At 66.7% G+C, this 23,296-nt stretch carries 25 protein-coding genes and 1 tRNA gene; 11 read left to right on the top strand and 15 right to left on the bottom strand.

The features are described from left to right. Positions 1-20 precede the first annotated feature (20 nt). Together ptsP and M1D40_RS00575 are read left to right on the top strand one after the other, a co-directional pair. On the top strand, positions 21-1,730 hold the full coding sequence (ptsP, locus tag M1D40_RS00580; RefSeq protein ID WP_461169822.1) for a phosphoenolpyruvate--protein phosphotransferase: 1,710 nt from the start codon (positions 21-23) through the stop codon (positions 1,728-1,730). Between the two features lie 42 nt (positions 1,731-1,772). Next, complete coding sequence (locus M1D40_RS00575; protein ID WP_461169821.1) at positions 1,773-2,051, top strand: HPr family phosphocarrier protein; 279 nt, start codon at positions 1,773-1,775, stop codon at positions 2,049-2,051. Between the two features lie 223 nt (positions 2,052-2,274). Here M1D40_RS00575 and M1D40_RS00570 read toward each other — a convergent pair whose 3' ends face one another. The 4 genes from M1D40_RS00570 to M1D40_RS00555 form a co-directional block, all read right to left on the bottom strand. After that, the gene (locus tag M1D40_RS00570) at positions 2,275-2,922 is read right to left on the bottom strand and encodes a hypothetical protein (RefSeq protein ID WP_461169820.1); all 648 of its coding nucleotides are present in this window, start codon (positions 2,920-2,922) and stop codon (positions 2,275-2,277) included. Between the two features lie 83 nt (positions 2,923-3,005). After that, positions 3,006-3,737, bottom strand: a complete 732-nt coding sequence (locus tag M1D40_RS00565; protein WP_461169819.1) for a hypothetical protein — start codon at positions 3,735-3,737, stop codon at positions 3,006-3,008. A gap of 168 nt (positions 3,738-3,905) precedes the next feature. Continuing rightward, the gene (locus tag M1D40_RS00560) at positions 3,906-4,229 is read right to left on the bottom strand and encodes a GNAT family N-acetyltransferase (protein ID WP_341394655.1); all 324 of its coding nucleotides are present in this window, start codon (positions 4,227-4,229) and stop codon (positions 3,906-3,908) included. Positions 4,230-4,283: 54 nt separating this feature from the next. After that, positions 4,284-4,877 (bottom strand): hypothetical protein, encoded by a 594-nt coding sequence (locus M1D40_RS00555; protein ID WP_461169818.1) that lies wholly within the window; start codon positions 4,875-4,877, stop codon positions 4,284-4,286. A 214-nt stretch (positions 4,878-5,091) separates the two neighbouring features. On the opposite strand from M1D40_RS00555, the gene M1D40_RS00550 reads away from it, so the two are divergent. Together M1D40_RS00550 and M1D40_RS00545 are read left to right on the top strand one after the other, a co-directional pair. Continuing rightward, entirely contained in the window at positions 5,092-6,180 is a 1,089-nt protein-coding gene (locus M1D40_RS00550; protein WP_461169817.1) for an iron-containing redox enzyme family protein, read from the top strand. Positions 6,181-6,308: 128 nt separating this feature from the next. Then, entirely contained in the window at positions 6,309-6,593 is a 285-nt protein-coding gene (locus M1D40_RS00545) for a CDGSH iron-sulfur domain-containing protein (RefSeq protein ID WP_461169816.1), read from the top strand. A 138-nt stretch (positions 6,594-6,731) separates the two neighbouring features. On the opposite strand, the gene M1D40_RS00540 is transcribed toward M1D40_RS00545, so the two are convergent. Beyond that, positions 6,732-6,807: transfer RNA gene (locus tag M1D40_RS00540), tRNA-Lys, on the bottom strand. Positions 6,808-7,054: 247 nt separating this feature from the next. On the opposite strand from M1D40_RS00540, the gene M1D40_RS00535 reads away from it, so the two are divergent. The 3 genes from M1D40_RS00535 to M1D40_RS00525 all read left to right on the top strand — a co-directional run bounded on the left by M1D40_RS00535 (position 7,055) and on the right by M1D40_RS00525 (position 9,558). Next, positions 7,055-7,699 carry a hypothetical protein gene (locus tag M1D40_RS00535; RefSeq protein WP_341394652.1) on the top strand — a complete coding sequence of 215 codons (645 nt, stop codon included), beginning with the start codon at positions 7,055-7,057 and terminating at the stop codon, positions 7,697-7,699. Between the two features lie 230 nt (positions 7,700-7,929). Further along, on the top strand, positions 7,930-8,547 hold the full coding sequence (locus M1D40_RS00530; RefSeq protein WP_341394651.1) for a DUF47 domain-containing protein: 618 nt from the start codon (positions 7,930-7,932) through the stop codon (positions 8,545-8,547). After that, on the top strand, positions 8,548-9,558 hold the full coding sequence (locus M1D40_RS00525; RefSeq protein WP_341394650.1) for an inorganic phosphate transporter: 1,011 nt from the start codon (positions 8,548-8,550) through the stop codon (positions 9,556-9,558). 120 nt (positions 9,559-9,678) lie between these two features. On the opposite strand, the gene pstB is transcribed toward M1D40_RS00525, so the two are convergent. From pstB to pstS, 4 genes are all read right to left on the bottom strand, one after another. Next, positions 9,679-10,458 (bottom strand): phosphate ABC transporter ATP-binding protein PstB, encoded by a 780-nt coding sequence (gene pstB, locus M1D40_RS00520; RefSeq protein WP_341394649.1) that lies wholly within the window; start codon positions 10,456-10,458, stop codon positions 9,679-9,681. A gap of 71 nt (positions 10,459-10,529) precedes the next feature. Then, on the bottom strand, positions 10,530-11,633 hold the full coding sequence (pstA, locus tag M1D40_RS00515; protein WP_341394648.1) for a phosphate ABC transporter permease PstA: 1,104 nt from the start codon (positions 11,631-11,633) through the stop codon (positions 10,530-10,532). After that, positions 11,633-12,565, bottom strand: a complete 933-nt coding sequence (gene pstC, locus M1D40_RS00510; RefSeq protein WP_341394647.1) for a phosphate ABC transporter permease subunit PstC — start codon at positions 12,563-12,565, stop codon at positions 11,633-11,635. The genes pstA and pstC overlap by 1 nt, the downstream gene beginning before the upstream one ends. A 180-nt stretch (positions 12,566-12,745) precedes the next feature. After that, the gene (gene pstS / locus M1D40_RS00505; protein ID WP_461169815.1) at positions 12,746-13,834 is read right to left on the bottom strand and encodes a phosphate ABC transporter substrate-binding protein PstS; all 1,089 of its coding nucleotides are present in this window, start codon (positions 13,832-13,834) and stop codon (positions 12,746-12,748) included. 271 nt (positions 13,835-14,105) lie between these two features. Here pstS and M1D40_RS00500 point away from each other — a divergent pair, with 271 nt between their 5' ends. The 3 genes from M1D40_RS00500 (at position 14,106) to disA (ending at position 17,912) form a co-directional block, all read left to right on the top strand. Continuing rightward, positions 14,106-15,236, top strand: a complete 1,131-nt coding sequence (locus tag M1D40_RS00500; RefSeq protein WP_341394645.1) for an FUSC family protein — start codon at positions 14,106-14,108, stop codon at positions 15,234-15,236. Between the two features lie 36 nt (positions 15,237-15,272). Next, positions 15,273-16,640, top strand: coding sequence for a DNA repair protein RadA (radA, locus tag M1D40_RS00495; RefSeq protein ID WP_341394644.1), 1,368 nt, complete (start codon positions 15,273-15,275; stop codon positions 16,638-16,640). Between the two features lie 195 nt (positions 16,641-16,835). Beyond that, positions 16,836-17,912: a DNA integrity scanning diadenylate cyclase DisA gene (disA, locus tag M1D40_RS00490; RefSeq protein WP_341394643.1), complete on the top strand. Its 1,077-nt coding sequence runs from the start codon at positions 16,836-16,838 to the stop codon at positions 17,910-17,912. A 54-nt stretch (positions 17,913-17,966) separates the two neighbouring features. Here disA and M1D40_RS00485 read toward each other — a convergent pair whose 3' ends face one another. Then, the gene (locus tag M1D40_RS00485) at positions 17,967-18,713 is read right to left on the bottom strand and encodes a hypothetical protein (protein WP_461169814.1); all 747 of its coding nucleotides are present in this window, start codon (positions 18,711-18,713) and stop codon (positions 17,967-17,969) included. Between the two features lie 87 nt (positions 18,714-18,800). Here M1D40_RS00485 and M1D40_RS00480 point away from each other — a divergent pair, with 87 nt between their 5' ends. After that, a complete protein-coding gene (locus M1D40_RS00480) occupies positions 18,801-19,748 on the top strand; it encodes an HhH-GPD family protein (RefSeq protein WP_461169813.1) in 948 nt (315 codons plus the stop codon). Positions 19,749-19,766: 18 nt separating this feature from the next. On the opposite strand, the gene dhaM is transcribed toward M1D40_RS00480, so the two are convergent. From dhaM to M1D40_RS00455, 5 genes are all read right to left on the bottom strand, one after another. Next, on the bottom strand, positions 19,767-20,552 hold the full coding sequence (gene dhaM, locus M1D40_RS00475) for a dihydroxyacetone kinase phosphoryl donor subunit DhaM (RefSeq protein WP_461169812.1): 786 nt from the start codon (positions 20,550-20,552) through the stop codon (positions 19,767-19,769). Beyond that, a complete protein-coding gene (gene dhaL, locus M1D40_RS00470) occupies positions 20,549-21,190 on the bottom strand; it encodes a dihydroxyacetone kinase subunit DhaL (RefSeq protein WP_341394746.1) in 642 nt (213 codons plus the stop codon). Before dhaL ends, dhaM begins: the two co-directional genes overlap by 4 nt. Before the next feature lie 2 nt (positions 21,191-21,192). Then, complete coding sequence (dhaK, locus tag M1D40_RS00465; protein ID WP_341394639.1) at positions 21,193-22,191, bottom strand: dihydroxyacetone kinase subunit DhaK; 999 nt, start codon at positions 22,189-22,191, stop codon at positions 21,193-21,195. Between the two features lie 227 nt (positions 22,192-22,418). Continuing rightward, positions 22,419-22,595 carry a CsbD family protein gene (locus M1D40_RS00460; RefSeq protein WP_341394638.1) on the bottom strand — a complete coding sequence of 59 codons (177 nt, stop codon included), beginning with the start codon at positions 22,593-22,595 and terminating at the stop codon, positions 22,419-22,421. Between the two features lie 171 nt (positions 22,596-22,766). Beyond that, positions 22,767-23,282 (bottom strand): amino-acid N-acetyltransferase, encoded by a 516-nt coding sequence (locus M1D40_RS00455; protein ID WP_341394637.1) that lies wholly within the window; start codon positions 23,280-23,282, stop codon positions 22,767-22,769. Between the last annotated feature and the right edge of the window lie 14 nt (positions 23,283-23,296).

Raw genomic sequence — 23,296 nt, 5'->3', positions numbered from 1 at the left:
ATCCAGCGAGAGGCACATTGATGCGGACCATCACGGGAATCGGAGTCAGCGCCGGGCGGGTGCTGGGGCCCTCACTGCGGATGCCGCCACCGGTGCCCGAGCCCGCAGCAGATGCCCGGTTCGGGGCGGAGCAAACGGTTGACGGTGAAAAAGCACGCCTCAGGGACGCGGCGGAGGACGTGCGGGACGATCTGCGCCACCGGGCGGAGACGGCGTCGGGAGACGCGAAAGCCGTTCTGAACGCAACGGCCATGATGGCCACGGACCCCATGCTGCTCAAGGCCGCCGGCAAGCACATCAACGCCGGGATGACTCCGGAACGGGCTGTCTGGGAAGCCGGACTGGAAGTGGCTGCCATGCTGCAGAGCCTGGGCGGCTACATGGCCGAGCGCACCCAGGATGTCCTGGACGTCAGGGCCCGGATCGTGGCCCGGCTCGACGGGCTGCCCGCCCCCGGGATCCCGGCGTCCGACGTTCCGTTCATCCTCATTGCCGAAGAACTTGCTCCCGCCGACACCGCCACCCTGGATCCCGCCAAGGTCATCGGCCTCGTGACGTCCGGGGGCGGGCCGCAGTCCCACACCGCCATCCTGGCCCGCTCCCTGGGCCTGCCCGCCGTGGTTGGTGCCGCGGAGTCCGAATCAATCGCCGACGGCGCCGAGCTCTTTCTCGACGGGGCAGCCGGAACCGTGGTGGTGGACCCCGGAACGGCCGAGCGGGAAGCAGCCCAAAAGTACGCTGCCCGGGTTTCCCTTCCGCCGTTCAGCGGCAAGGGCATGACATCGGACGGGTACGCCGTTCCGCTGCTCGCCAACGTGGGTTCCGGCAAGGACGCCCGGGCCGCTGCCGTGGCGGGCGCCGAGGGCATCGGCCTGCTGCGCACCGAATTCTGCTTTCTGGGCCGCGACTCCGAGCCCGGAGTGGAGGAGCAGGTGCAGGCCTACGGGACCGTCTTCGAGGCCTTTCCGGGCCGGAAGGTCGTGATCCGCACCCTGGACGCCGGAGCAGACAAACCGCTTCCGTTCCTGACGGACACCACCGAACCCAACCCGGCGCTTGGCGTCCGCGGCTACCGGACGGACCGCACTTCCCCCGGGGTGCTGGAACGGCAGCTGGAGGCAATTGCGATTGCAGCGGGTGCCCACGAGGCGGATGTCTGGGTGATGGCTCCCATGATCGCCACCGCTGAGGAAGCCGCGGACTTTGCCGTCATGTGCACCGGGGCGGGACTTGCCATCCCCGGGGTCATGATCGAGGTCCCCGCGGCCGCCGTGATGTCGCAGGCAATTCTGGCGAAGGTTCGCTTTGCCTCGCTCGGCACCAATGACCTAACGCAGTACACCATGGCGGCTGACCGTCAGCTTGGCTCCCTGGCAACCCTGAACGACCCCTGGCAGCCGGCAGTCCTGCAGCTGATTAAAAGCACGGTCGACGGCGCCCGGGCGGCCGAGGCTGCGGCCGGATCGGACTCCCTGGAGGCACCCAAGAATGTGGGAGTCTGCGGGGAGTCGGCCGCGGACCCGGCACTCGCCGTCGTGCTGGCGGGGCTGGGAGTCAACACCCTGTCCATGACCCCGCGGGCACTGGCTTCCGTAGGCGCGGTCCTGGCCTCGGTGAGCATCGCAGAGGCCAGGGACCTGGCGTCCCTTGCCCTGGCTGCCGGGTCCGCCGCGGAGGCGCGGACGGCGGTGCGCAGCAAGCTGGCCATCCTGGATGAGCTGGGCCTGTGACCGGCCTCCCCACTGTTCAGTACAACCGGAAGGAAACATCCCATGCCAGAACGTAAAGCCACTATTGCCAGCCGGGTTGGCCTGCATGCGCGCCCGGCGTCGATCTTTGCCGAGGCCGCGGCGGCGCAGCCGGTGGACGTCACCATTGCCATGGAGGGAGAGCCCGCCGACGAAGCGATGGATGCAGCCAGCATGCTGTCGCTGATGAGCCTGGGCGCTTCCAACGGGGATGTGGTGGTGCTGCGTGCCGAGGGCGACGGCGCCGACGAAGCCCTCGATGCCCTCGCCAAAATCCTGGAAACGGACCTCGACGCCCAATAGCACCGCATTTGCGGGTAAATGCAAAAGCGGGAGCTTCGGATTTACCGGAACTCCCGCTTTTTTGCGTTGGCCGCACATTCCGGCAAACGGATACAACGAAGCCAGCGGAGCAATCCGCTGGCTTCGGTTGTAACCTCACGCTGACCCCCCACAGGCAGCGGATGTTACATAATCATTATTCTGACACAGGATGATGAAAATGTGAATGTTCGTTGCCGATTCTTTATCTGGAGGCGTAGGCCCTGGCCAGCAGGCCCGGCTTGGGATGCCGCTTGGCGATCCGGTGCGAGTTCCACAGGAGGGCAAGTCCCAAAGACACCATGATGACCGCGGAATAGGGAAGCACGGTATCCCAGACCCCAATGTCCGGATTCACGACGGTGAGGGACAGCACGGAGTGAATCACGGCGGTGGACAGCCCCAGGGCCAGGAGGGCGGCGCTGAGCCGAATACCGGCTGGACGCCGGAAGGCAGCGGCGGAACCGAACAGTGAAGGGACAAGGCACGCCCCCACATAGATCTGGTAGAGCCTGGAGCTGTCCCCGTACGCGTGGACCGTGTCCTGGTCCCAGTAGTCGGCAAGCGCCGTGGAGGATTCGGGCAGGTCGCTGAGCCTGTAAAACACCGCCACTGCCACCGTTGCAGCTGTCAGGACGAGTATCCCGGCCGGCCCGCCGATCAAACGCGCGGCCAGCGGGGCCTGGAAAGCCGCGGCGGCCTTCAGCCCCAGGATCAGGAGAACGGCAAACAGCAAATACCGAAGGAGGAGGTTCGCGAGATTCACACCGCCGAGCAGTGCGTCCACCGGCAGGTAAAAGAAAGGAATACTCAGCGCCATGGCCGCGGACAGGAGAATCAGTGCAGAGAACATTCCCCGGTTCTCACCCCGAATTGCGCCCGGAACCCGCAGCAGCGCGAAGAAAAGGGTCGCGCCCAAGGCTGCCCACTGTAGCGTCATCCCAATTTCTCCAAGAGTGCGAAGTTGTTTTTTTCATCGTTCTCGACCTTTTTCAGAACCTTGCCCAGCGCATCCAGCCGGTCCCGGGCAAGGATCACCAGATCGGCATCGGAGAGCCGGGCGAGTGCCTGCTCGCGTCCGCCGGGCGGCCAGCCGCATTCGTCCGGAGTGAGCAGACCGGTTGCCACAAGGCCGCTGGTCAGCGAAACGCCGGCCAGCCGGGCCGCTTCCACGGCGAGGCCGCTGGCCAGGCGCCCGGCCGTGAGCTGGGCGGAGAGGTTCTGCGGCGCCACGCCGGTGCTGGCGCTCAGCCGCTGCCGCAGGTCACCGGGATCAACGGCCTCGAACCAGCCGCGTACCGAGTACCGGTGCGGAAAGGCGCACAGGGCGGGCAGTTCCTCGGGTGAGATGCCGGGCTGCCTGCTCCGCGCCACCACCTGCTCCAGGATGCAGACATAGGTCACCTGGCTGATCAGTTCCGCAGAAGTTGGGGGGCGCATCCCGGCCTGGAGGTCGTGGTACTCCTCAAAAAAGGACAGCGCCTCGACGGGGTCCTGGTCGCAGGCCCGCGCCACCCGAACCACGGTGCTAACCGAGACCTTGCCGCGCACAAGCTGCTGGGCAAGTGTAGAGCGTTTGATGCCGGCCAGCCGGCACAGGTCGGCCGTAGTTTCGAGAGGGGCAGCTTTGGCGCGCCAGTCCTGGAACGCTTTCGCAGACACTGCCACGGATGACTCCCCCCGATTGGTTTCTCCGGACGGATGCAACTATACTATTTTCACTGGCTCCCCCTTCTGCGTTCCCCCCATATGCAGAGCGGGGAGCCAGCTTCAATTAACGCAGCAGCCCTGTTTTGGCAGGTTTCCAGCGGAGCGGTGAAAGCCGGCAGAGCTAGGTCAGCGGGTTTCCTGGGGCCACGACACGTGATGGCTGAACTCCCGGTGTTTCCCCAAATAGGACGCCGCGTAGGAGCAGTAAGGCTTGATGCGCCGGCCCGAAGCGATAATGTCCTCGGCCGCGAATTTCACCAGCATCGAGGAATAACCCTGGTGCCGGAATTCCTCCCGGACCACGGTATGGGTGAGAGCCACGGAATCCGGTTCTTCACTGTATTCCGCGTATTCTGCGGTTCCCACCAGCTCACCTCCCACGCGCAGCTCGTAGCGGCTGTTATCAAGGTTGTGGGAGAAATTGACATCGTCCCTGCTGCGCCCGGTCATGCCCCGAGCCTGACACCCAAACGGCGTTTCGTCCAGAGTTCTTCCGCGGCAGGACTACGCGGCCCTGTCATCGCCTCCGGCTGCCTCCGCGGCGGCCCATGCCTGCTCCAGCCCGGCTACGGCGGCCGCGTATTTGTCCAGCTCCGCCCCCGGGGCCTCCGCAGCCCCTTCAAGGGGACGAAGGGCCGCCGCCGCCTTCATGGCCCGCATTAGGGATTTGGTTTCGGGCCTGGCCGGATCCTTCAGGCCGGGCTTCTCCTCGGCCTTCCACTCATCCAGCTCATAGGAGCTCCAGCTGAGCAGGACAGTCTCATGCCGGCGCTCCAGAGCCGCGACGGCCCGGGCCCGTTCGTTCCTCAACCGGTCCTGGACGCGCCGCCGGTGGCGTGCCTGCACCCAACCGGCAGCACCCCCTGCCCCGGCGACGGCCGCGAGCCCGATCCAAGGTCCCGCGCCGGGATTGCCGGCCACCGCCCATGCAACGGCCAGCAGGGCGGCCAGCAGGCCGGTGAAACCGATCCAAAACAGCTTCTCGCCGTCTCCCCTGTCCAACGCGGCGTCCACCCTGAACGCGGTCAGCGCGAAGGCAGCGGCCATGATGATCAGTGCCGTAACGAGGAACCCCGCTCCGGCATCAACTTGCGGCATGAGTGCCCTCCCCGGCGCAGTTTGCGTTATCCGTTCATCCCATCTCACGCCGGATGGACGTAAACGTCAATGTCCGCCGGCCCGGGCAGGGAAAGGTGTTTGGGTGCGGCAGAGGAATACCAAGTATGCTGATGTCCTTGAATTACCGCTATGGGCTGCGGCTTCCGCCGCTCCCGGCACGGAGCACGTTTTTCACGGAGCACAAAGGACCAGAATGAAAATTCCCGCAGCGCGCGGACCTGTCAGCACCGAACTCTTCGACCTGCTGCGTACGCCGGACGGCCCGTCAGCGCGGGAGCTTGCCTCCGTGACGGAAGCGTCTCGGCGTGCCGTAGGCGAAACGTCCGATATCTTTCGCGACGAGGACCTGCAGCTGACCCTTTTCTGCCTGTACGAGCTCCACTACAGCGGACTGGAAGGCGTTCCGGACAGCCTCGAGTGGCATCCGGGTCTGGTGGCCCTGCGGCTGGAGCTCGAGGAAGCGTTTGAAGCAGCCCTCCGCCGCGCCGTCCCCGTCCCCGGGCTGCCTGAAGCCACCAGCGAGGCGGTGGCCGAGGAACTGTTCCGTATGGCAGCCGACGACGACGGGCCCAGTGTGTCCCGCTTCGTCGCCTCGAAGGCCACCAGGGAACAGCTGCAGGAGTTCCTCATCCTGCGCTCCGTCTATCAGCTGAAGGAAGCCGATCCCCACAGCTGGGCCATACCCCGCCTCCCGGTGGGCCGGGCAAAGGCCGCACTGATCGAGATCCAGGCCGACGAATACGGCGGCGGCCGCCCCGAACGCATGCACTCCCACCTCTTCGCCGTCACGATGAAGGGCCTGGAGCTGGAGACGGAGTACGGGTGGTACCTGGACTTTGTGCCGGCACTGACTCTGGCCTCGTCCAACGCCATGTCCCTGTTTGGCCTCAACCGGCGGCTGCGCGGTGCCATCGCCGGGCATCTGGCAGCCTTTGAAATGACCTCATCCATCCCCAATTCTTTCTATGCGCGCGGGTTCCGCCGGCTTGGCTTCGGCGAAGACGTGACCTACTACTTCGACGAGCACGTGGAAGCCGACGCCGTACACGAGCAGATTGCCGCGCGGGACCTTGCCGGCGGGCTCGTGGAGTCGGATCCCGGCCTGCTGCCGGATGTGATCTTCGGGGCCGCGACGGTCCTTGCCCTGGACGCGATGATGGGGGAAGACCAGCTCTCTGCGTGGCAGGACGGCCGCTCCGCCCTCCGCGACGCGGACCCTGCCGCAGCTCCCGGGGCAGGCGCGCTCGTCGGAGCTGCACTGGCTGCCGGAGTGACGCCGTGACCGACGCCGCCTGCTGCAGCAGCTGCCCGGCTCACGGCTCCCCCGGACAGGATTCGTCTGCAAAGGATTCTTCGGTACAGGATTCCCCCGCTGATCCGGACCCCCGTGCCGGTAGGCCTGCCGCCTCCGTGGTGGCCTGCCCGAACGGTCCCCTGCTGGTCCGCGGAGACTTTGAGATCGTCACTCCGGACGGTGTGCCGATTCCCCGGGACCGTGAAACCGTGGCCCTGTGCAGGTGCGGCGGATCAGCGATCAAGCCCTACTGCGACGGAACGCATAAACTCATGAAATTCGACACCTCGCGTCGCCGCCCCGTGCCGGCCGCCGTCGTCGAACAGGTCGCCGTCGTCGAGCAGGCCGCCGTCGTCGAACAGGCCGCCGTTGTCGAACACAGCGCCGACGCCCCCTCCTGACCACGGAGGAAAGGGGACCTGCGGCAAGGCTCTGCGGGAAGGCAAAAACACCCCGGACAAAGAAAAGCACCCCGGTTCGAAAACCGGGGTGCTGCCGAAGTCCCGCACCATCCTCAAACGAATGACACGGCCCGTCCATGGTGGGCCCTGTGGGGCTCGAACCCACGACCCACGGATTAAAAGTCCGATGCTCTACCAACTGAGCTAAAGGCCCCCCGCCATTTCGGGACGGCTTTTCCGACAGTTTCAGCGCAGGTTTTCCGACAGGAATCCCCACCCGAACCTGAGACCGGTCCAGCCGTCGACGAATCGACTTCTCCACTTTATCGCACCCGGGACGCATCTCACGAAACCGCCGAGGCAGTCCTTTACATTTCACGGCCCCGAACTCCCCTTCGGAACCCCGGCGGCGGCGCCGGACCGCCTCGACGCCTGTTTGCGCGGCGGAGTATTCTCAAAATATGAGTGAGTCGAATTCCATGCCGCCACGGCACCACAAGCCCAAGCTGTACGCTCCGCTGGATTTCGCCAACTTCCCCGGAGGTGCGGATCCTGCCCGGGTCTCGGAAGCGGCCCATTTGGCCGCGCAGGCCCTGGTCCATCACGGACGGGAGAGCGACGATCCGGAGATCACCCGCCGCCTGGTGAAGCTCGCCGACAAACAGGGGCTGGAGTCCATCGCGGAACTCTGGGCGGAAAGCCCTGCCCGGTCCCTTCCCGGCGCCCTCTGGCGCCTGTATGCCCTCCGCGCCGCCACGCAGCAGAATCCGGAGCGCATCGCGGCCTACTACGCTGCGGGCAAGGACGTCGCCCAGGTCTCCAAGGTGGTGGCCGGCGTCGCCGAGCCTCTGGGGGCAGAAGAAGTCAAGATCATGGCCGACACCATCCTCTCCGGAGCCTTCGAAGGAGAGTTTGATGTGGCGCTGGAGCGCTTCGCCGCGTTCTGCCGCGTAGTGGCCCTGGGCCAGACCCACCACGCGGATTCGGCGGAGATCGGAAGCACCGGAACAGCCAGCCAGCTGACCCGCAATGCACGCCAGCTCGTCAGGACCGCCGAAGACCTCGAGCATTCCGCTGCCGCATGGCGCCGGGGAGAGCTGGACTAGGTGCCCGCCGGGCCTCGTGTTGACATCGTCGGCCAAGCGTAGAAAACTGAAATTGGTGTCGGACTGCGGAACCCCCGGGCTTCAACTTAGAGCCGCTTCGAGCGGCCTTCCGCCGAGAGGCGCTCCCGGTCCGGCACCGCTTTTGTGTCTTCCCGCCCAGCCGATAATCTTAGGCCCGTGACCTACTTCATGCAGGGCCCAGACGGCACCCGACGTTCCCGGATCTCCCAGTGAGGCTGCGGCTTTTTCCCCAGGAAAACGCCGGGCTGGAGCTCCTGTCCAAGATGGGAAGCGTGCTGGTGCGCGGAGCGGGCACCCTCTCCGAAGTCCTCGGTGCCGAACCGGCGGACTACGAGCGCCTCGCTGAGCAGATGCATCAGCTGGAGGCCGAATCCACTGATCTGCACTTCGCCCTGATGACCCAGATGCGGTCCAGTTTCATCAATCCCCTGCCGCGCGAGGATCTGTATGACCTTTCAATCATCCTGATGTCGGCAATGGAGAACCTGGATGCGGCCGCGGAAGTAGTGTCCCTGTACCGCCTCACGGGCATCTCCGCCCGTGCCGCCGAACAGCTCGAGGTGATTGGGCGGCAGTCGGAACTGACCGTCGGCGCGATGCGCCGGCTCGCCTCCCTTGAGGACCTCGACGACTACTGGATTGAAATGCTGCGGCTGTCCAAGCGCGCCGAACGCACCCACCGCATCTGGGTTTCCGAACTGCTCCGCGACCATAAAGCCCTCAGCTACGCGCGCCACCGGGACCTTGCCGAACAGCTGGCAGGAACCAGTACCCAGCTTCGCCGGTGTGCAACCTCCGTGGGCGGCATCCTGGTCCGGGAATCCTAGGTGGAGCCGGTCCTGCTGGCCGCCGTCGTGCTCTTTGCCGGAGCCTACGCGTTCATTAACGGCTTCCATGACGTCTCCAACTCCATTGCCACCTCGGTGCGCACCCGGGCCCTCACTCCAACCGTAGCCATCCTCCTGGCCGCCGTCTTCAACCTCACCGGTGCCCTGCTGAGCACGGCCCTGGCCCTGGTGCTGGCGGACAGGTTCATTCAGCTCCCCGCTGGAACTCCGGGCCTGGGCATCCTGATCGCCGGGCTGCTGGCAGCCTGCGGCTGGGGGCTGTGGACGTGGTGGAGGCGGATGCCCTCGTCCTCCACCCACGCACTGGTGGGCGGCATCGTGGGTTCCGGGGCTGCCTCCACGCTGGTGGGCGGGCCCAACATTGCCGAGTCCTACCAGGTGCTGCTGCAGCAGATTATCCTGCCGCTGCTGCTCTCCCCCGTGGTTGCCTTCGTCCTGGCCTATCTGCTGGTGTTCCCCACGACCTGGCTGATGCGCTACAGCTCACCGCGCCGCGGCGACGCCGGCAACCGGATTGCCCAGTCGGTGTTCACCTCGGCGTTTTCCCTCGGCCACGGCATGCAGGACGGGCAGCGGACCATGGCCGTGATTGTCCTGGCTCTGGTGGCCGCCGGGTACTCTTCAGACGCCGGCATTCCGCTGTGGGTGCAGGTTTTTGCCGGCACCGCGCTGGCCGCTGGCAGCCTCTTCGGCGGCTGGCGGATCAGCCACACGCTGGGCAACCGGCTCGTGCGCATTGACCCGCTGCGCGGAATGAGCGCGACGGCGGCCAGTTCCTCGATGCTGTTCATGGGCGCCCTGTGGCTGCAGATTCCGCTCTCCAGCACGCAGACCATGACCTCGGCCATTGTGGGCGCCGGAGCCAACCAGCGGTTTTCCACGGTCCGGTTCATTCCGCTGCGGGAAATCCTGGTCACGTGGCTGACCACGGCACCGGCCACCGCCGTGCTCGGCGGAATCCTCTTCCTGGCGATCAGCCCGCTGCTCTAGCCGCACCCCAGCCCTAAGCGGCCTCCGGGGCCCGCGAGGTGCAGACCTGCGGCGCTGCGGCGCCGGCCGGCAGCCAGCCCCGAGCCGGCCCTGCAGGGCCCGATAGGGGCCCGCTAGGGGCTATCCGAAGCGGCCGGAGACGTAGTCTTCGGTTGCTTTCTGGGCCGGGTTGCTGAAGATCACCGGGGTGTCCGCGTACTCGATCAGCTTGCCCGGCTTGCCCGTGCCCGCAATGTTGAAGAACGCCGTCTTGTCCGAAACCCGGGCTGCCTGCTGCATGTTGTGGGTCACGATAACCACCGTGTACTCACTCTTGAGCTCCTCAATGAGGTCCTCAATGGCGAGGGTGGAGATCGGGTCCAGGGCCGAGCACGGCTCGTCCATCAGGATGACCTCCGGGGAGACCGCGATGGCGCGGGCGATGCACAGACGCTGCTGCTGGCCGCCGGAAAGACCGGACCCCGGCTTGTCCAGGCGGTCCCGGACTTCCTTCCACAGGTTGGCCCCGGTCAGGGACCGTTCCACCAGGTCATCGGCGTCAGACTTGGAAATGCGCTTGTTGTTCAGCTTCACGCCGGCCAGCACATTGTCGCGGATGGACATGGTGGGGAACGGATTGGGGCGCTGGAACACCATGCCGATGTGGCTTCGGACGGTCACCGGGTCCACCCCGGGGCCGTAGAGGTTTTCGCCGTCCAGCAGTACTTCGCCCTCCACGCGGGCGCCCGGCAGGACTTCATGCATCCGGTTCAGCGTCCGCAGGAATGTTGACTTGCCGCAGCCGGAGGGGCCGATAAACGCCGTGACGGACTTCGCCTCGATATTGATGTTGACGTTTTCTACGGCCAGGAAGTCGCCGTAGTAGACGTTGAGGTCCTTGACGTCGATTCGCTTGGACATGTTTTTCCTTCTGTTCGAAATTCCGGGGAGGCGGTGCAGTGCGGGCACCGCCGCGGTGCGGGTTGGCCCGGTCAGCGGCCGGTCTTGGGCGCGAAGAGGCGGGCAATGAGGCGGGCGCCGAGGTTCAGGAGCATCACCATGATGATCAGCAGCAGCGCGGCCGCCCAGGCGCGCTGGGTGCTGGGATCTGTGTTGGTGGGTGAGGTGGGGCTCATCAGCTGGCGGTAGATGTACGTGGGCAGCGTCGTCATCCAGCCTGCGAACACGTTCATGTTGATGGTGTTCACAAACCCGGCGGTGACGAGCAGCGGTGCCGTTTCGCCGATAACGCGGGCAATCGCGAGGGTGACACCCGATGCAATACCGGAGATCGCCGTCGGCACCACCACCTTGAGGATGGTCCGCCACTTCCGAACGCCCAGGGCGTAGGAGGCTTCACGCAGTTCATTCGGGACGATTTTCAGCATTTCCTCGGTGGAACGCACCACCACGGGAATCATCAGGACGGAGAGCGCGACGGCGGCCACAAAGCCGGTCCGAACGCCCGGGCCGAACACCAGCCCGAAGAAGGCGGCCGCGAAGAGCCCCGCCACAATGGACGGGATGCCGGTCATGACGTCAACGAAGAACGTGATCGCCCGGGACAGCGGCCCGCCGTGGCTGTACTCCACCAGGTAGACGGCGGTCAGCAGGCCGATCGGCACGGAAATGATGGTGGCCCACAGGGTAATCAGCAGGGTGCCCACAATGCCGTGGTACGCCCCGCCCATGACCGGCCCGCCGGTCTCGGCGCTGGTGTTGTCCACGGCGCCGGTCATGCCGCCCATGGAGGTGAACAGGAAGTCCGGGCTCAGCCCGGCGAGGCCCTTGGACAAAACGGTGAAAATCACCGAAACCAGCGGAACCAGTGCCAGCAGGAAGGATCCGCACACCAAGTAGGTGGCAAACCGGTCCACGGCACGGCGGCGGCCTTCAACGATGCCCGTCACGGCAGTGGCCGACACAACGAAGATCACCGCGGTGAAGATGGCAAAGCTTGCGATGCCGAAGCCGATCAGGGCGGAGAGAGCGGCACCGAGGATGACGGCTGCGCCCAGGGCGGCCCACACCGCGTAGCGGGGCAGCCGGTTCTTGGTGAGCGTGGCCGGACGGCGGCTGAGTGTCTGTGTCTGCATCAGTTGGCTCCGGAGAATTCTTTGTGGCGGCTGATGATCCAGCGTGCGATCACATTCACGGCCAGGGTGATCAGGAACAGCACCAGGCCGGCAGCGATCAGCTCGGACAGGCGCAGCCCGTAGGCCTCGGGGAAGTTCAGGGCGATTTCGGCCGCGATGGTCTGGTTCCCCGGCCGGATGAGGCTGGCAATCAGGCCGCCGGAGGAAAGCACCAGGGCCACTGCCATGGTTTCACCCAGGGCACGGCCCAGGCCCAGCATCACGGCGCTGATCACGCCCGGGCGGGCGAAGGGAAACACTGCCATGCGGATCATTTCCCACCGGGTGGCGCCCATGGCCAGGGCGGCCTCCTCATGCAGCTTCGGGGTCTGCAGGAAGATTTCCCGGGTCAGCGATGTGATGATCGGCAGCACCATGACGGACAGCACGATCCCGGCCGTCAGCATGGTCTTGCCGGTCTGGCTGGCCGGACCGGAAAAGATCGGGATCCACCCGGCGTTGTCCGCCAGCCAGGTGTAAGGACCCACCAGCGCCGGTGCCAGCACCATCATGCCCCAGGCGCCGTAGACCACCGAGGGAATGGCGGCCAGCAGGTCAATAAGGTAGCCCAGGCCCTGCGCCATGCGGCGCGGTGCGTAATGCGAGATGAAGAGTGCGACGCCGATGCCCACCGGCGTGGCGATCGCCAGGGCGATGGCGGCGGCTATCACGGTGCCGATGACGAGCGGCCAAATATAGGTCAGGAAACCTTCGCCGCCGCTGATGTCCGCAGAGTCCGCCGTAAAGGTGGGCAGCGCCTGCCAGAGCAGGAACACGGCAACGGAAAACAGGACAAGAAGGATGAGGCAGCCGGCCAGGAGCGTTATGCCGGAAAAGACCTTATCCCCGGCACGGCCGGCACCGCCGGTGCCTTCTATGGACTTGCTGGACACTGCACAACCCTTCGGTTCTTCACTGGCATCTGCTTAAACTCTACTGACCCTGCGCGGGCCCCCCGTCCAGGGTGAGGCGGTCAACATCCCTCCGGCCTCCGCCGTCCCGGTCAAACACGTTCCCGCAGGCTTGTGGGCCCCGCAGGTCTGCGGGGCCCACTTTCACTGTCCCACGACTTTCTACTGCTGCAACACGCTGATGCTCTCCAGGGCGGTCACTGCCTGCTTCCGCAGTGCATCGGAGAGGGGGGCGCTGCCGGCGGCTTCTCCGGCGGCGGACTGCCCTTCTTCGCTGACCACGTACTCGCCGAAGGCCTGGACCAGTTCAACGGTTTCGGCGTCCGGGTACCCGGTGCAGTACACGTGGTACGACACGAGCACCAGCGGGTAGGCGCCGGATTCGGCGGTGTCCCGGTCAAGCTCCATGGCCATGTCACCTTCCGGCCGGCCCTCGCCGGTGACCGGAGTGGATGTTTCAACGGCCTTTGCCGCAGCGTCCGAACTCAGCGGAACGTAGTCGCTGCCGACCAGGACGCTGACCGTGCCCAGATCCCCGGCCGCTGACGCATCGGCGTAGGTGATGGCCCCTGCGGTGGAGGTCACGAGGGAGACGACGCCGCCGGTGCCGGAGGCGTTCTCCCCGTTGCCGATTCCGGCAGGCCATTCACCGGAGGCTTTATCCGTCCAGGCCTGCGGTGCTGCGGCCGCAAGGTACTCCGTGAAGTTCTTGGTGGTGCCCGACTCGTCGCCGCGGTGCACCGGGGTGATCGGGGTACCGGGCAGGTCCGCTCCGGGGTTGGCCTCGGCGATGGCCGGATCGTTCCACGCCGTGATTTCACCGCGGAAGATCTTCGCGATCGTGGCGGCATCCAGATTCAGTGCGTCGAGGCCGGGCAGGTTGAAGGCCACGGCGATCGGCGAAATATAGGCGGGAACGTGCAGTGCACCGTCCGGGCCGCAGACCTCGGCGGCAGCGGCGGCCTCTTCGTCGTCCAAGTAGGCATCCGAACCGGCAAACTGCACGCCTCCGGCCAGCAGCGCCTCGCGGCCGGCGCCTGAGCCGTCCGCCGAGTACTGAACGGATGCTCCCGGGTTCGCTTCGCCGAACCCGGCGATCCAGGCCTGCATGGCGGAGTCCTGTGAGGACGCACCCGCCCCGGACAGGGTTCCGGTGACCGTGCTCTCCGGCGAGGAGGACTGCGCACCGCCGGCGGGGGCGGTTGCGCTGTCGCTGCCGCAGGCTGTAAGGGTGAGGGCTGCTACCGACATAAGGACTGCTGCAGTACTGAATTTTCCAGAAACCAACACGTTTATCCCTTTCAAGGGCCGAATCCCCGGTGCAGGCAGTGGCACGCGGGGGCCGTTCGCAGGAGCGGACTGTTTCCGTCCCTGTACTGATCGTCGCCGGGGAAGGTTAACGAAAGGTGAACAGCACTGAGAGCGGCAGGAAACGTTTTATGGTCCCGAATGGTTTGTGCGGGCGGCGTCATGGAACCTTTCCGGATGGAGGGTAAGGGCGGACGGGACCTAGACTGTTGGCATGCCCCCACGCGACCGTTTAGCCCAGAGCCGGGGCTTCCTGCGAAACCGGATACGGGTGGGGCTTCACCGGAGCCGGAACTCGGTGGTGCCGGCCCTCCAGATGACGATCTGTGCCGTGGGTGCGTATGCCTTTGCGCAGTACGTCATGGGCCATGAAGGTCCGCTCTTTGCGGCCACCGCGGCCCTGATTTCGCTCGGTTTTTCCCGTGAGCCGCGCACCCGCCGCGTGCTGGAGGTGGGCATTGGCTGCACCCTGGGCATTACCATCGGCGAACTGCTCCTGCATGTTTTGGGCACGGGCCTGTGGCAGGCCGCCGTCGTCCTCTTTCTTTCCGTGATGCTGGCGCGCTTTTTGGACCGCGGCGTCATCTTCACGACCCAGCTGGGACTTCAGTCGCTGCTGGTGGTGCTGCTCCCGGCCCCGGACGGCGGCGCCTTCACGCGCAGCCTCGATGCCATTGTGGGCGGACTTTTTGCCCTCATCGTGACCATGCTCGCGCCGCGCGACCCCCGGCGCGAACCGCAGTCCAACGTCCGGGACCTGCTGCATGAGCTCTCCGCGGTGCTGCGCCAATGCGCCGAGGCGGTGGCCAAAAGTGATTCCACCATTGCCTGGCACGCCCTGGTCCGCGCCCGCAACACCCAGCCCCAGCTCGATGCCCTGGCCCGCAGCGTCCGCGATGCGCGGGAGGTGGCCCGCATTTCCCCGGCCTACCGGCGCCATCTTGCCGAGCTCGGAGACCTGCGCGGATCCATCGGGTACCTGGATCTGGCGGTGCGCAACAGCCGGGTGTTTGCCCGCCGCACCACGTCGGTCATCAACCATGCCGCTTTGCATGATGATGCGATCGACCGCGTGTCCGACGTCGTGAATGACACGGCGGAAGCCGTGGATATCCTGGCCCGCGCCCTGGCCGGCGGAGAATCGGCGGGGACGCGAGAAAAGCACCTGCGCCAGGCCCGCAATGAACTGGCCCTGGTGGGGGCACGGCTGAACCCGGCAACTCTGGGAGTGACCGACATCCAGGGGGACGCCCTGGTCATGCTCTTCCGGCCGCTGGTGGTGGACCTGCTCGAGTCCACCGGCCTCACCCACGAAGAAGCGGTGGGCTACCTCGCCGAGGTGTGAGCGGAAAGTGTCACCGGCGCGGGATAGCCTGTTTGGATGGCCACGAAGACTACCCGCGCGAAAACCGCCAACTACCGCTGTGCAGAATGCGGCTGGACTACGGCCAAATGGGTGGGACGCTGCGGCGAGTGCCAGGCCTGGGGAACGGTCGAGGAAGCCGCCGAAGTTGTTGCCCGCACCACCGCTGCAACCACCGTGGCCCGGCCCGCCCTGCGCATTGCCGACGTCGATGCCTCCTCCGCTTCCTTCCAGCCCACCGGTGTGGACGAACTGGACCGGGTGCTGGGCGGCGGGCTGGTTCCGGGGGCCGTCATCCTGCTCGCCGGCGAACCGGGCGTCGGCAAGTCCACGCTGCTGCTGGACGTAGCGGCGAAGGTGGGAAACGGAGGCAGGGATGTCCTGTACGTCACGGGGGAAGAGTCCACGGCACAGGTAAAGCTGCGCGCGGAGCGCATCGGAGCGGTGTCCGATTCCCTGTACCTGAGCGCTGAAACCGACCTGGGACAGGCCCTGGGCCAGGTGGAGCAGGTCAAGCCGGCGCTGCTGATCGTAGATTCCGTGCAAACCCTCAGCAGCGCGGCCGTGGACGGCAGCGCCGGCGGAGTCAGCCAGGTGCGCGAGGTGGCGGCGTCCCTGATTAATGCCGCCAAGAACAACAACATGACTACTTTGCTGGTGGGGCACGTTACCAAGGACGGATCCATTGCCGGCCCGCGGCTGCTGGAGCATCTCGTGGACGTGGTCTGCCAGTTCGACGGCGACCGGCACTCCCGGCTGCGGCTGCTGCGTGCGGTGAAAAACCGGTACGGCCCCACTGACGAAGTGGGCTGTTTCGACCTGACCGAGGAAGGGATCGAGGGCCTGGCGGACCCGTCCGGCCTCTTTGTGTCCCGGACCAAGGAACCGGTGTCCGGCACCTGCATCACCGTCACCCTGGAGGGAAAGCGTCCCCTGCTGGCCGAGGTCCAGGCGCTGCTGGCTGAAACCAGCAACGCCCAGGCGCGGCGCGCCACGAGCGGGCTGGATTCTTCCCGGGTGGCCATGCTCCTGGCCGTGCTGCAGGCACGGGCATCCATGAATCTGGCCAAGGATGACAGCTATGTGGCGACCGTGGGCGGCGTGAAGCTCGGCGAACCCGCCACCGATCTGGCCGTGGCGCTGGCCGTGGCCTCGGCCAAAATGAACAAGCCCCTGCCCGCACAGCTGATTGCCTTCGGCGAAGTCGGACTCGCCGGTGAAGTCCGGCCCGTCCCGGGCATCGCCCGGCGGATCTCCGAGGCCGAACGCCTGGGCTTCACCCACGCCGTCGTTCCGGCGTCCCCCAACGGCCCGGTCGCGGTGCCGGCGGGGTTCAAGGTCCGTGAAGTGAGCACCCTGGCTGAAGCGCTCGAGCTGCTGTTCTAAGCGGCCCGCGTTGCACCCGGCCAGCGGCTGCGGCTGTGAAATTGGCGGCAGGCCGGGCGGGAGAGCGGCGTCTAACCGGTGTTCACACGGCACAAAAGTGTCCATTGTCCCCTGCCGGACCACTACTATAGGGGAAGTGTCTGTGCAGCGCCCGCCCAGAACGCCCGTGGGCCCGATGGCCGGAAGGAAGTGACCATGGCACGCAGTCCCGAAGATTCGCTGAAGGCCACGCTGGCCCGGGTTGCACCCGGAACCGATCTCCGCGACGGGTTGGAACGCATCCTGCGCGGCCGGACCGGCGCCCTGATCGTGCTGGGCTTTGACCGCACCGTGGATTCCATCTGCTCCGGCGGCTTCGACATCGGCATTGACTTCTCCCCCACCCGGCTGCGGGAACTGGCGAAGATGGACGGCGCCATTGTCTGTGACAAAGATGCCAGGACCATCCTGCGCGCCGCCGTTCAGCTCGTTCCGGACCACACCATTGAGACGCACGAATCCGGCACCCGCCACCGCACTGCGGAACGGGTGGCCATCGAAACGGGTTTCCCCGTCATCTCGGTGAGCCAGTCCATGCAGATCATCCAGCTCTACGTCGGCGGCCTCCGCCATGTGCTTGAGGGGTCTGAACCCGTGCTGGCCCGGGCCAATCAGGCACTGGCCACGCTGGAACGCTACCGCGCACGCCTGGACCAGGTGACAAACTCCCTGTCCGCGCTGGAAATCGAAGCCATGGTCACCGTCCGCGACGTTGCCGTCACCCTGCAGCGCCAGGAGATGGTCCGCCGGATCTCCGAGGAAATCTCCCAGTATGTCCTGGAACTCGGAGTGGACGGCCGGTTGCTTTCGCTGCAGCTCGAAGAGCTGACGGCCGGCTTGGGCCCGGGCAGTGAGATGATCGTCCGCGACTACGCCGACCTGCATGACGGTGAACGCCGGGCCGAGGACCAGGTGGCCACTCTGCAGAACCTCAGTTCCTCCGACATGGTGGACCTGGGCAAGATCGCCGCCGTCGTCGGATTCCAGCCGGGCCAGGATTCGTTGGAGGCCGTGGTGCAGCCGCGCGGCTACCGGCTGCTGAGCAACATCAAGTCCGTTCCCCCGGCAGTCTCAAACCGGCTCGTGGACCATTTCGGCGGGCTCCAGAACCTCATGGCGGCCAACATAGAGGATCTGATGACCGTGGACGGCATTGGCGAGCAGCGGGCAAGGACGGTGCGTGAAGGCCTCTCCCGGATAGCCGAGACCAGCCTGCTCGACCGCTTTATGTAGCTCTGCGGCGGACGTGGATGCTCCGCGCGTGAGGAGCTTCGGTGGTTGCGTGAGCTATTCCAGCTCGAAAATGGTGGACTCACTGGTGATACCGCCCAGCCGGGCCGTGAACATGTAGGTGCCCGGGTTGGGATTGCTGGGGACCTCCGCACAACCGGGGGCGGAGCGCTGCCGCTCCCAGCTGAACTTCGCTGTCTCCACGGATTTCGGCTTGATGACCATCATCAGGTCCTGACTGGCCTGCATGCAGTCGACCGAGGAGAAAATGCGGTCCGAACCGCTGGTGACCATGAACTCCATTTGGCTCGTCCCCACGTTCACCTCGCAGGGCTCGGCTCCGTTATTGGTGACGGTCATGGTCAGCATGGGGTTTGTCCCGGCCGAGTAACTCAACGCGTCGGTGGTGGCGGAAACCTGGACTGCGTCCGAGGGGCACGTCTTTGCGGCCCCGGGCGAGGCCGAGGCATCAGGAGTTGGCGCGGCTGAGGCGCCGGGTTTGGCCGGCTTTTCCGCTGCAGGGTCCGCAGTCGGGGCATCCGCACCGGCAGGCTCGTCGCCGGGGCCGGGAATCGTCGCCTCTGTGGTGTCCGCGGCTGCCGGGTCGTCCCCCCGGAGCGCATTTGCCACCGCCGTTATGCCCGCGATCAGGCCGATCACCACCAGGAGTGCGACGACGCCGGCGACAATCCTGCGCCGCCGGTACACGGCAGCGCTGGGCCGGCCGGCAGTGCTTCCGCCGGCGGCCTTGTTTCCGGGCGCAGTTTCCCCGGATGCGGTGTTCGATGACCCATTCCCTACCATGACTTAAGGCTAGATACACAGTCCCCGATTACCTGTCTCACCACGCCGGTCAGTAGAGTATTGCTGGTCATAAGCAAGGGAGATCGCATGGAACCGGGCCCCCGGCAGGCACCGCAGCTCCACACGGAGATCATCAGCTGGTTCACCGCCAACGCGCGCGACCTCCCCTGGCGCCGGGCGGACTGCAGCCCGTGGGGGATCTTCGTCAGTGAAATCATGCTTCAGCAGACGCCCGTCACCCGCGTGCTGCCGGTGTGGGAGCAGTGGATGGCGCGCTGGCCCGATCCCGCAGCCCTGGCTGCCGAACCCAGCGGCGAAGCTGTGCGCGCCTGGGGACGGCTCGGCTACCCCCGCCGGGCCCTCCGCCTGCACGCAGCGGCAGCTGCCATGACTGCCGACTTTGGCGGCAAGGTACCGGGAACCCATGCCGAGCTGCTGACCCTGCCCGGAGTCGGGAATTACACGGCCGCCGCGGTGGCTTCCTTCGCCTTCGGCCGCAGGGAGACCGTGGTGGACACCAACATCCGCAGGGTCCACGCCCGGGCCGTCACCGGACGAGCCCTGCCCGCGCCGGCCCTGAACGCCGCGGAAATGCGGCTGGCCGTTTCCCTGCTGCCCGAGGACGACGCAGCTTCCGTAGCCTGGAACGCCTCAGTCATGGAACTCGGGGCCCTGGTCTGCACCGCCCGCAGCCCCAAGTGCGGGGACTGTCCCGTGCTCGGCCGCTGCGCCTGGGTGGCCGCGGGGAAACCGGCACCGGACTATGTGCCCAAGGGACAGGCCTGGGCCGGCACCGACCGCCAGGTCCGCGGCGCAGTCATGGCCGTATTGCGGCAGGCGGCAGCCCCGGTGCCCCGGGCTGCCCTGCACGGCCCGGCGGACCTCGTCGCTGCGGGGTCTCCCGCGGAGCCGGCGGCCCTGACCCGGCTGCATGCCCTCAACGCACCGGAGGAGCAGCTGGAACGGGCGCTGGCCGGCCTCCTGGCGGACAGGCTCGCCGAAGAGACCGGCACCGGGCTGCAGCTACCGGCGTGAACCGGATCCCCGGGGCCCCTAGATTTCCCCGAAGCCGTTCCGCACCTCGAGTGCCATGATCTCCACGGCGCGGGCGGCGTCGGGCCCGCGGGCCGCCAGGGTCAGCGTTTGCCCCTGGCCGAGCCCCAGCGACATCAGCAGCATCACGGACTTCGCATCCACGCCGTTAATGCGCACCTCGGCGTCCAGGTCCGACATGGCCTGGGCGACGGCGGCAGCGGGCCGGGCGTGCAGGCCGGCGGGATTGATCAGCTCCCAGGACGCGGTGTGCACTCCTTCGCCGCCGGCATCGAGGCCGTCGAAGGCCTCATCGGGATCTGACGCTTCGGCGGGCTGCCCGCCGGAGCCTGCCGGGGAGGAATGCCGGGAGGGGCCCTCCGCCGCTGCCTGCCCGCCGGCCGGCGCTGTTCCGGCCGGCGCCGGGACAGCCCCGGCGGACTCCGCTTCCTGCACCACTGCAGCCAGGGCCCTGCCGGTCTGTGCGGCTACGGCTGCCGCCACCGCCCCTTCGACCAGCGGTGCGTTGGCCAGCCGCACCCGGCCGCGCTGCTCATCATCCAGGAATTCCACTGCAGTCTCGGCAGTCATGACAGCGGAACCCAGATCGGCCAGCAGCACCGCGCCTGCGCCGGTATCGGCGGCGGCGATGGCGGCGGAGATTTTCTCCAGGCTGGTGCCGATACCGCCGTCGTCGGTGCCGCCCGCCGGCTCTATTGCCACGTCCGGCGCCATTTGCGCGGCGAGTTCGCGAACGCCCTCGGCCAGCTTGGCGCTGTGGGACACGATGACCAGCCCAATTCTCATGCGCCCTCTTCCGCCGTCCGCGCCGCAGCCTGCAGGATCAGGACGGTGGAGGCGGCTCCGGGGTCCAGATGCCCGGCGCTGCGCTCCCCCAGATAGCTGGCCCGGCCCTTGCGGGCGATCAGTGGTTCCGTCCCGGCCAGCCCGGCGTTGGCGGCGTTGGCCGCCGCAGCCAGCACCTCGGCGCCGGTTGCCTGCGCCCCGGCAGCCGTGGCTGCCGCTTCGACCGCCGGCGTCCAGGCATCCACCATGGTTTTGTCCCCGGGTTCAGCCTTTCCCCGGGCGACAATGCCGTCCCTGGCCGCGGTCAGTACGGCGACAACGGCGGCAGGGTCCAGTTCCGCAGCCGCACCCGCAGCCGTGGAGGCCCGCAGGAACGCTGTCCCGTACAGGGGTCCCGCGGCGCCGCCCACCTTCGACATCAGGGTCATGGCCGCCAGCTTCAGCACCTCCCCCGGAGTTGCCGGCGTCCCGTCAGCATCCAGCTTCTGCACCACTGCAGAAAAGCCGCGGTCCATGTTCTCGCCGTGGTCGGCGTCGCCGATGTCCCGGTCCAGGTCGATGAGCCGCTGGCGGTTCTCGGCCATCACCGCCGCTGATGCGCGCATCCAGTTGGCCGCCCAGTCCGCATCCAGTGCCATTCTCATACTCCCCACCGGAGCGCCGGGGTGTGCACCGGCGAATCCCAGAGTTCGGTCAGTTCCTCATCCAGACGCAGCACCGTGATTGAGGCTCCCTGCATGTCCAGTGCCGTGATGTAGTTGCCCACCAGCGAACGTTCGACGCGGATGCCGCGCTCTGCCAGGACCTCGGCGGCACGGCGGTAGAGGATGTACAGCTCGCTCAGCGGGGTGCCGCCCATCCCGTTGACGAACAGCAGGACGGACTCCCCCGACGCGGCGCCCAGGTCCTGGAGAACCGGGTCCAGCAACTGGTCGGTGATGCTGTCAGCGTCCGCCATCGGCAGCCGGTGCCGGCCGGGTTCGCCGTGGATGCCGACGCCGAGCTCGATCTCGTTCTCCGCCAGGGTAAAACTGGGTTCCCCGGCATGGGGAACGGTGCACGGCGCGAGGGCGACCCCCATGGACCGGACGTTGGCATTGACCCGTTCAGCAACCGCCGCCACCTGCTCCAGCGAACCTCCGCGTTCCGCGGCGCCTCCCGCGATGCGCTCCACCAGCACGGTTCCAGCCACCCCGCGCCGGCCCGCGGTGTACAGCGAGTCCTCCACCGCGACGTCGTCGTTGACCACTACCGTAGCGACGTTGACGCCTTCAACCTGGGCCAGCTCGGCGGCGGTCTCGAAGTTGAGGATGTCCCCGGTGTAGTTCTTTACGATCAGCAGTACCCCGGCACCGGTGTCCGTCCCGGTGATGGCCGGAAGAATCTGGTCCGGCGTGGGAGACGTGAAGACGGCTCCGGGAACCGCGGCATCCAGCATGCCGCTTCCGACGTATCCGCTGTGCAGCGGCTCATGTCCGCTTCCGCCGCCGGAAACCAGCGCTACCTTGTTCCGGGCCGGCTCCCTGCGCACGACGTAGTCCGGATCGGTGTGCACACGGACCAGGTCATGGTGCGCGAGGCCGAATCCGGCCAGCGATTCGGTCACCACCCGCCGCGGATCGTTGATGAGTTTTTTCATTGCTCGAGCAGCTCCTTCAGCGAAGAGGCCCCCGGCCGGCACGGCACCGCTGCTCCGGTCTCGGGGTGGTCCTGAGTTGTTCACGACCATACCCCGGGCCGGGGCCGGCTGGACAGGCTGGAGATTCGGCGGCCCGTTGGGACCGGGACACCGAACCTCGGTATGCCGCTTGGTTAAACAGCTGTGGGAGGGGCAGATGCCCCTCCCACAGCTGTACTTCAAAGAATTTACTTGCCCTTGAAAGCGTCCTTAACGTTTTCGCCGGCCTGCTTGGCACTGCCCTTGGCCTGATCGCCGTGGCCTTCGGCTTCCATGCTCTCGTTGCCGGTGGCCTTTCCCAGGCCTTCCTTTACCTTGCCGCCAAGCTTCTCGGCTGAATTCTGCACCTTGTCATCTGCGCCCATAAGTGGATCCCGCTTTCTGATCGTGGCCTCGGGCGGCTAGCAAACCGCCACCCTGTTTCAAGCCGTTGGTGATGCTAAGTAACCTGAGCTTATCCACTTTCGGCGGGCAAAGACCAGCGCGGGACCTCCGGTTACTCTGTTCGCGAACAGGCGCAGGGCCGGCAGGATCCGCTACAGGGTCCTAATCATGCGGGTATTTCCGAGGGTGTTGGGCTTCACCCGGGCGAGGTCCAGGAACTCCGCCACGCCTTCGTCATGGGAGCGGAGCAGCTCGGAATAGACCTCCGGATCCACGGCCGACTGGTTGGCCATCACCTCGAATCCGTGGCGGCGGAAGAAGTCCACTTCAAAGGTGAGGCAGAAGACGCGCTGCACGCCGATCTCGGCCGCTTCGGCGAGGAGCGACTCAAGCAGGACATGCCCGACGCCGCGGCCGCGCCAGCTGCTGTCCGCGGCCAGGGTCCGCACTTCGGCCAGGTCCTCCCACATCACGTGCAGGGCGCCGCAGCCGATCACCTCGCCGTCGGGGCCCTCCGCGATGCGAAACTCCTGCAGCCCCTCGTAATAGGCCACCGCTTCCTTGGCCACCAGAATCCGTTCGTCGGCCAGAGGTGCCACCAGGGCACGGATGCGCGGGACGTCGGAGGTGCGGGCACGGCGGACGGTAATGGTTGAGGGAGAAGTCACCGGTTCAGTCTAGG

The sequence above is a fragment of the Arthrobacter sp. Z1-15 genome (assembly GCF_054792395.1).
This window is presented reverse-complemented; position numbering and strand designations above follow the sequence as displayed.

What these genes read in the sequence shown, in the direction of transcription:
- M1D40_RS00560 (WP_341394655.1), bottom strand. Translation starts at nt 4,229, where the DNA reads ATGACCGGGCGCAGCAGGGACGATGTCAATTTCTCCCACAACCTTGAT.
- M1D40_RS00575 (WP_461169821.1), top strand. Translation starts at nt 1,773, where the DNA reads ATGCCAGAACGTAAAGCCACTATTGCCAGCCGGGTTGGCCTGCATGCG.
- M1D40_RS00460 (WP_341394638.1), bottom strand. Translation starts at nt 22,595, where the DNA reads ATGGGCGCAGATGACAAGGTGCAGAATTCAGCCGAGAAGCTTGGCGGC.
- dhaK (WP_341394639.1), bottom strand. Translation starts at nt 22,191, where the DNA reads ATGAAAAAACTCATCAACGATCCGCGGCGGGTGGTGACCGAATCGCTG.
- dhaL (WP_341394746.1), bottom strand. Translation starts at nt 21,190, where the DNA reads ATGGCACTGGATGCGGACTGGGCGGCCAACTGGATGCGCGCATCAGCG.
- M1D40_RS00535 (WP_341394652.1), top strand. Translation starts at nt 7,055, where the DNA reads ATGAGTGAGTCGAATTCCATGCCGCCACGGCACCACAAGCCCAAGCTG.
- pstA (WP_341394648.1), bottom strand. Translation starts at nt 11,633, where the DNA reads ATGCAGACACAGACACTCAGCCGCCGTCCGGCCACGCTCACCAAGAAC.
- M1D40_RS00570 (WP_461169820.1), bottom strand. Translation starts at nt 2,922, where the DNA reads ATGTTCTCTGCACTGATTCTCCTGTCCGCGGCCATGGCGCTGAGTATT.
- M1D40_RS00550 (WP_461169817.1), top strand. Translation starts at nt 5,092, where the DNA reads ATGAAAATTCCCGCAGCGCGCGGACCTGTCAGCACCGAACTCTTCGAC.
- dhaM (WP_461169812.1), bottom strand. Translation starts at nt 20,552, where the DNA reads ATGAGAATTGGGCTGGTCATCGTGTCCCACAGCGCCAAGCTGGCCGAG.
- ptsP (WP_461169822.1), top strand. Translation starts at nt 21, where the DNA reads ATGCGGACCATCACGGGAATCGGAGTCAGCGCCGGGCGGGTGCTGGGG.
- radA (WP_341394644.1), top strand. Translation starts at nt 15,273, where the DNA reads ATGGCCACGAAGACTACCCGCGCGAAAACCGCCAACTACCGCTGTGCA.
- disA (WP_341394643.1), top strand. Translation starts at nt 16,836, where the DNA reads ATGGCACGCAGTCCCGAAGATTCGCTGAAGGCCACGCTGGCCCGGGTT.
- M1D40_RS00555 (WP_461169818.1), bottom strand. Translation starts at nt 4,877, where the DNA reads ATGCCGCAAGTTGATGCCGGAGCGGGGTTCCTCGTTACGGCACTGATC.
- M1D40_RS00480 (WP_461169813.1), top strand. Translation starts at nt 18,801, where the DNA reads ATGGAACCGGGCCCCCGGCAGGCACCGCAGCTCCACACGGAGATCATC.
- M1D40_RS00485 (WP_461169814.1), bottom strand. Translation starts at nt 18,713, where the DNA reads ATGGTAGGGAATGGGTCATCGAACACCGCATCCGGGGAAACTGCGCCC.
- pstB (WP_341394649.1), bottom strand. Translation starts at nt 10,458, where the DNA reads ATGTCCAAGCGAATCGACGTCAAGGACCTCAACGTCTACTACGGCGAC.
- M1D40_RS00500 (WP_341394645.1), top strand. Translation starts at nt 14,106, where the DNA reads ATGCCCCCACGCGACCGTTTAGCCCAGAGCCGGGGCTTCCTGCGAAAC.
- pstS (WP_461169815.1), bottom strand. Translation starts at nt 13,834, where the DNA reads ATGTCGGTAGCAGCCCTCACCCTTACAGCCTGCGGCAGCGACAGCGCA.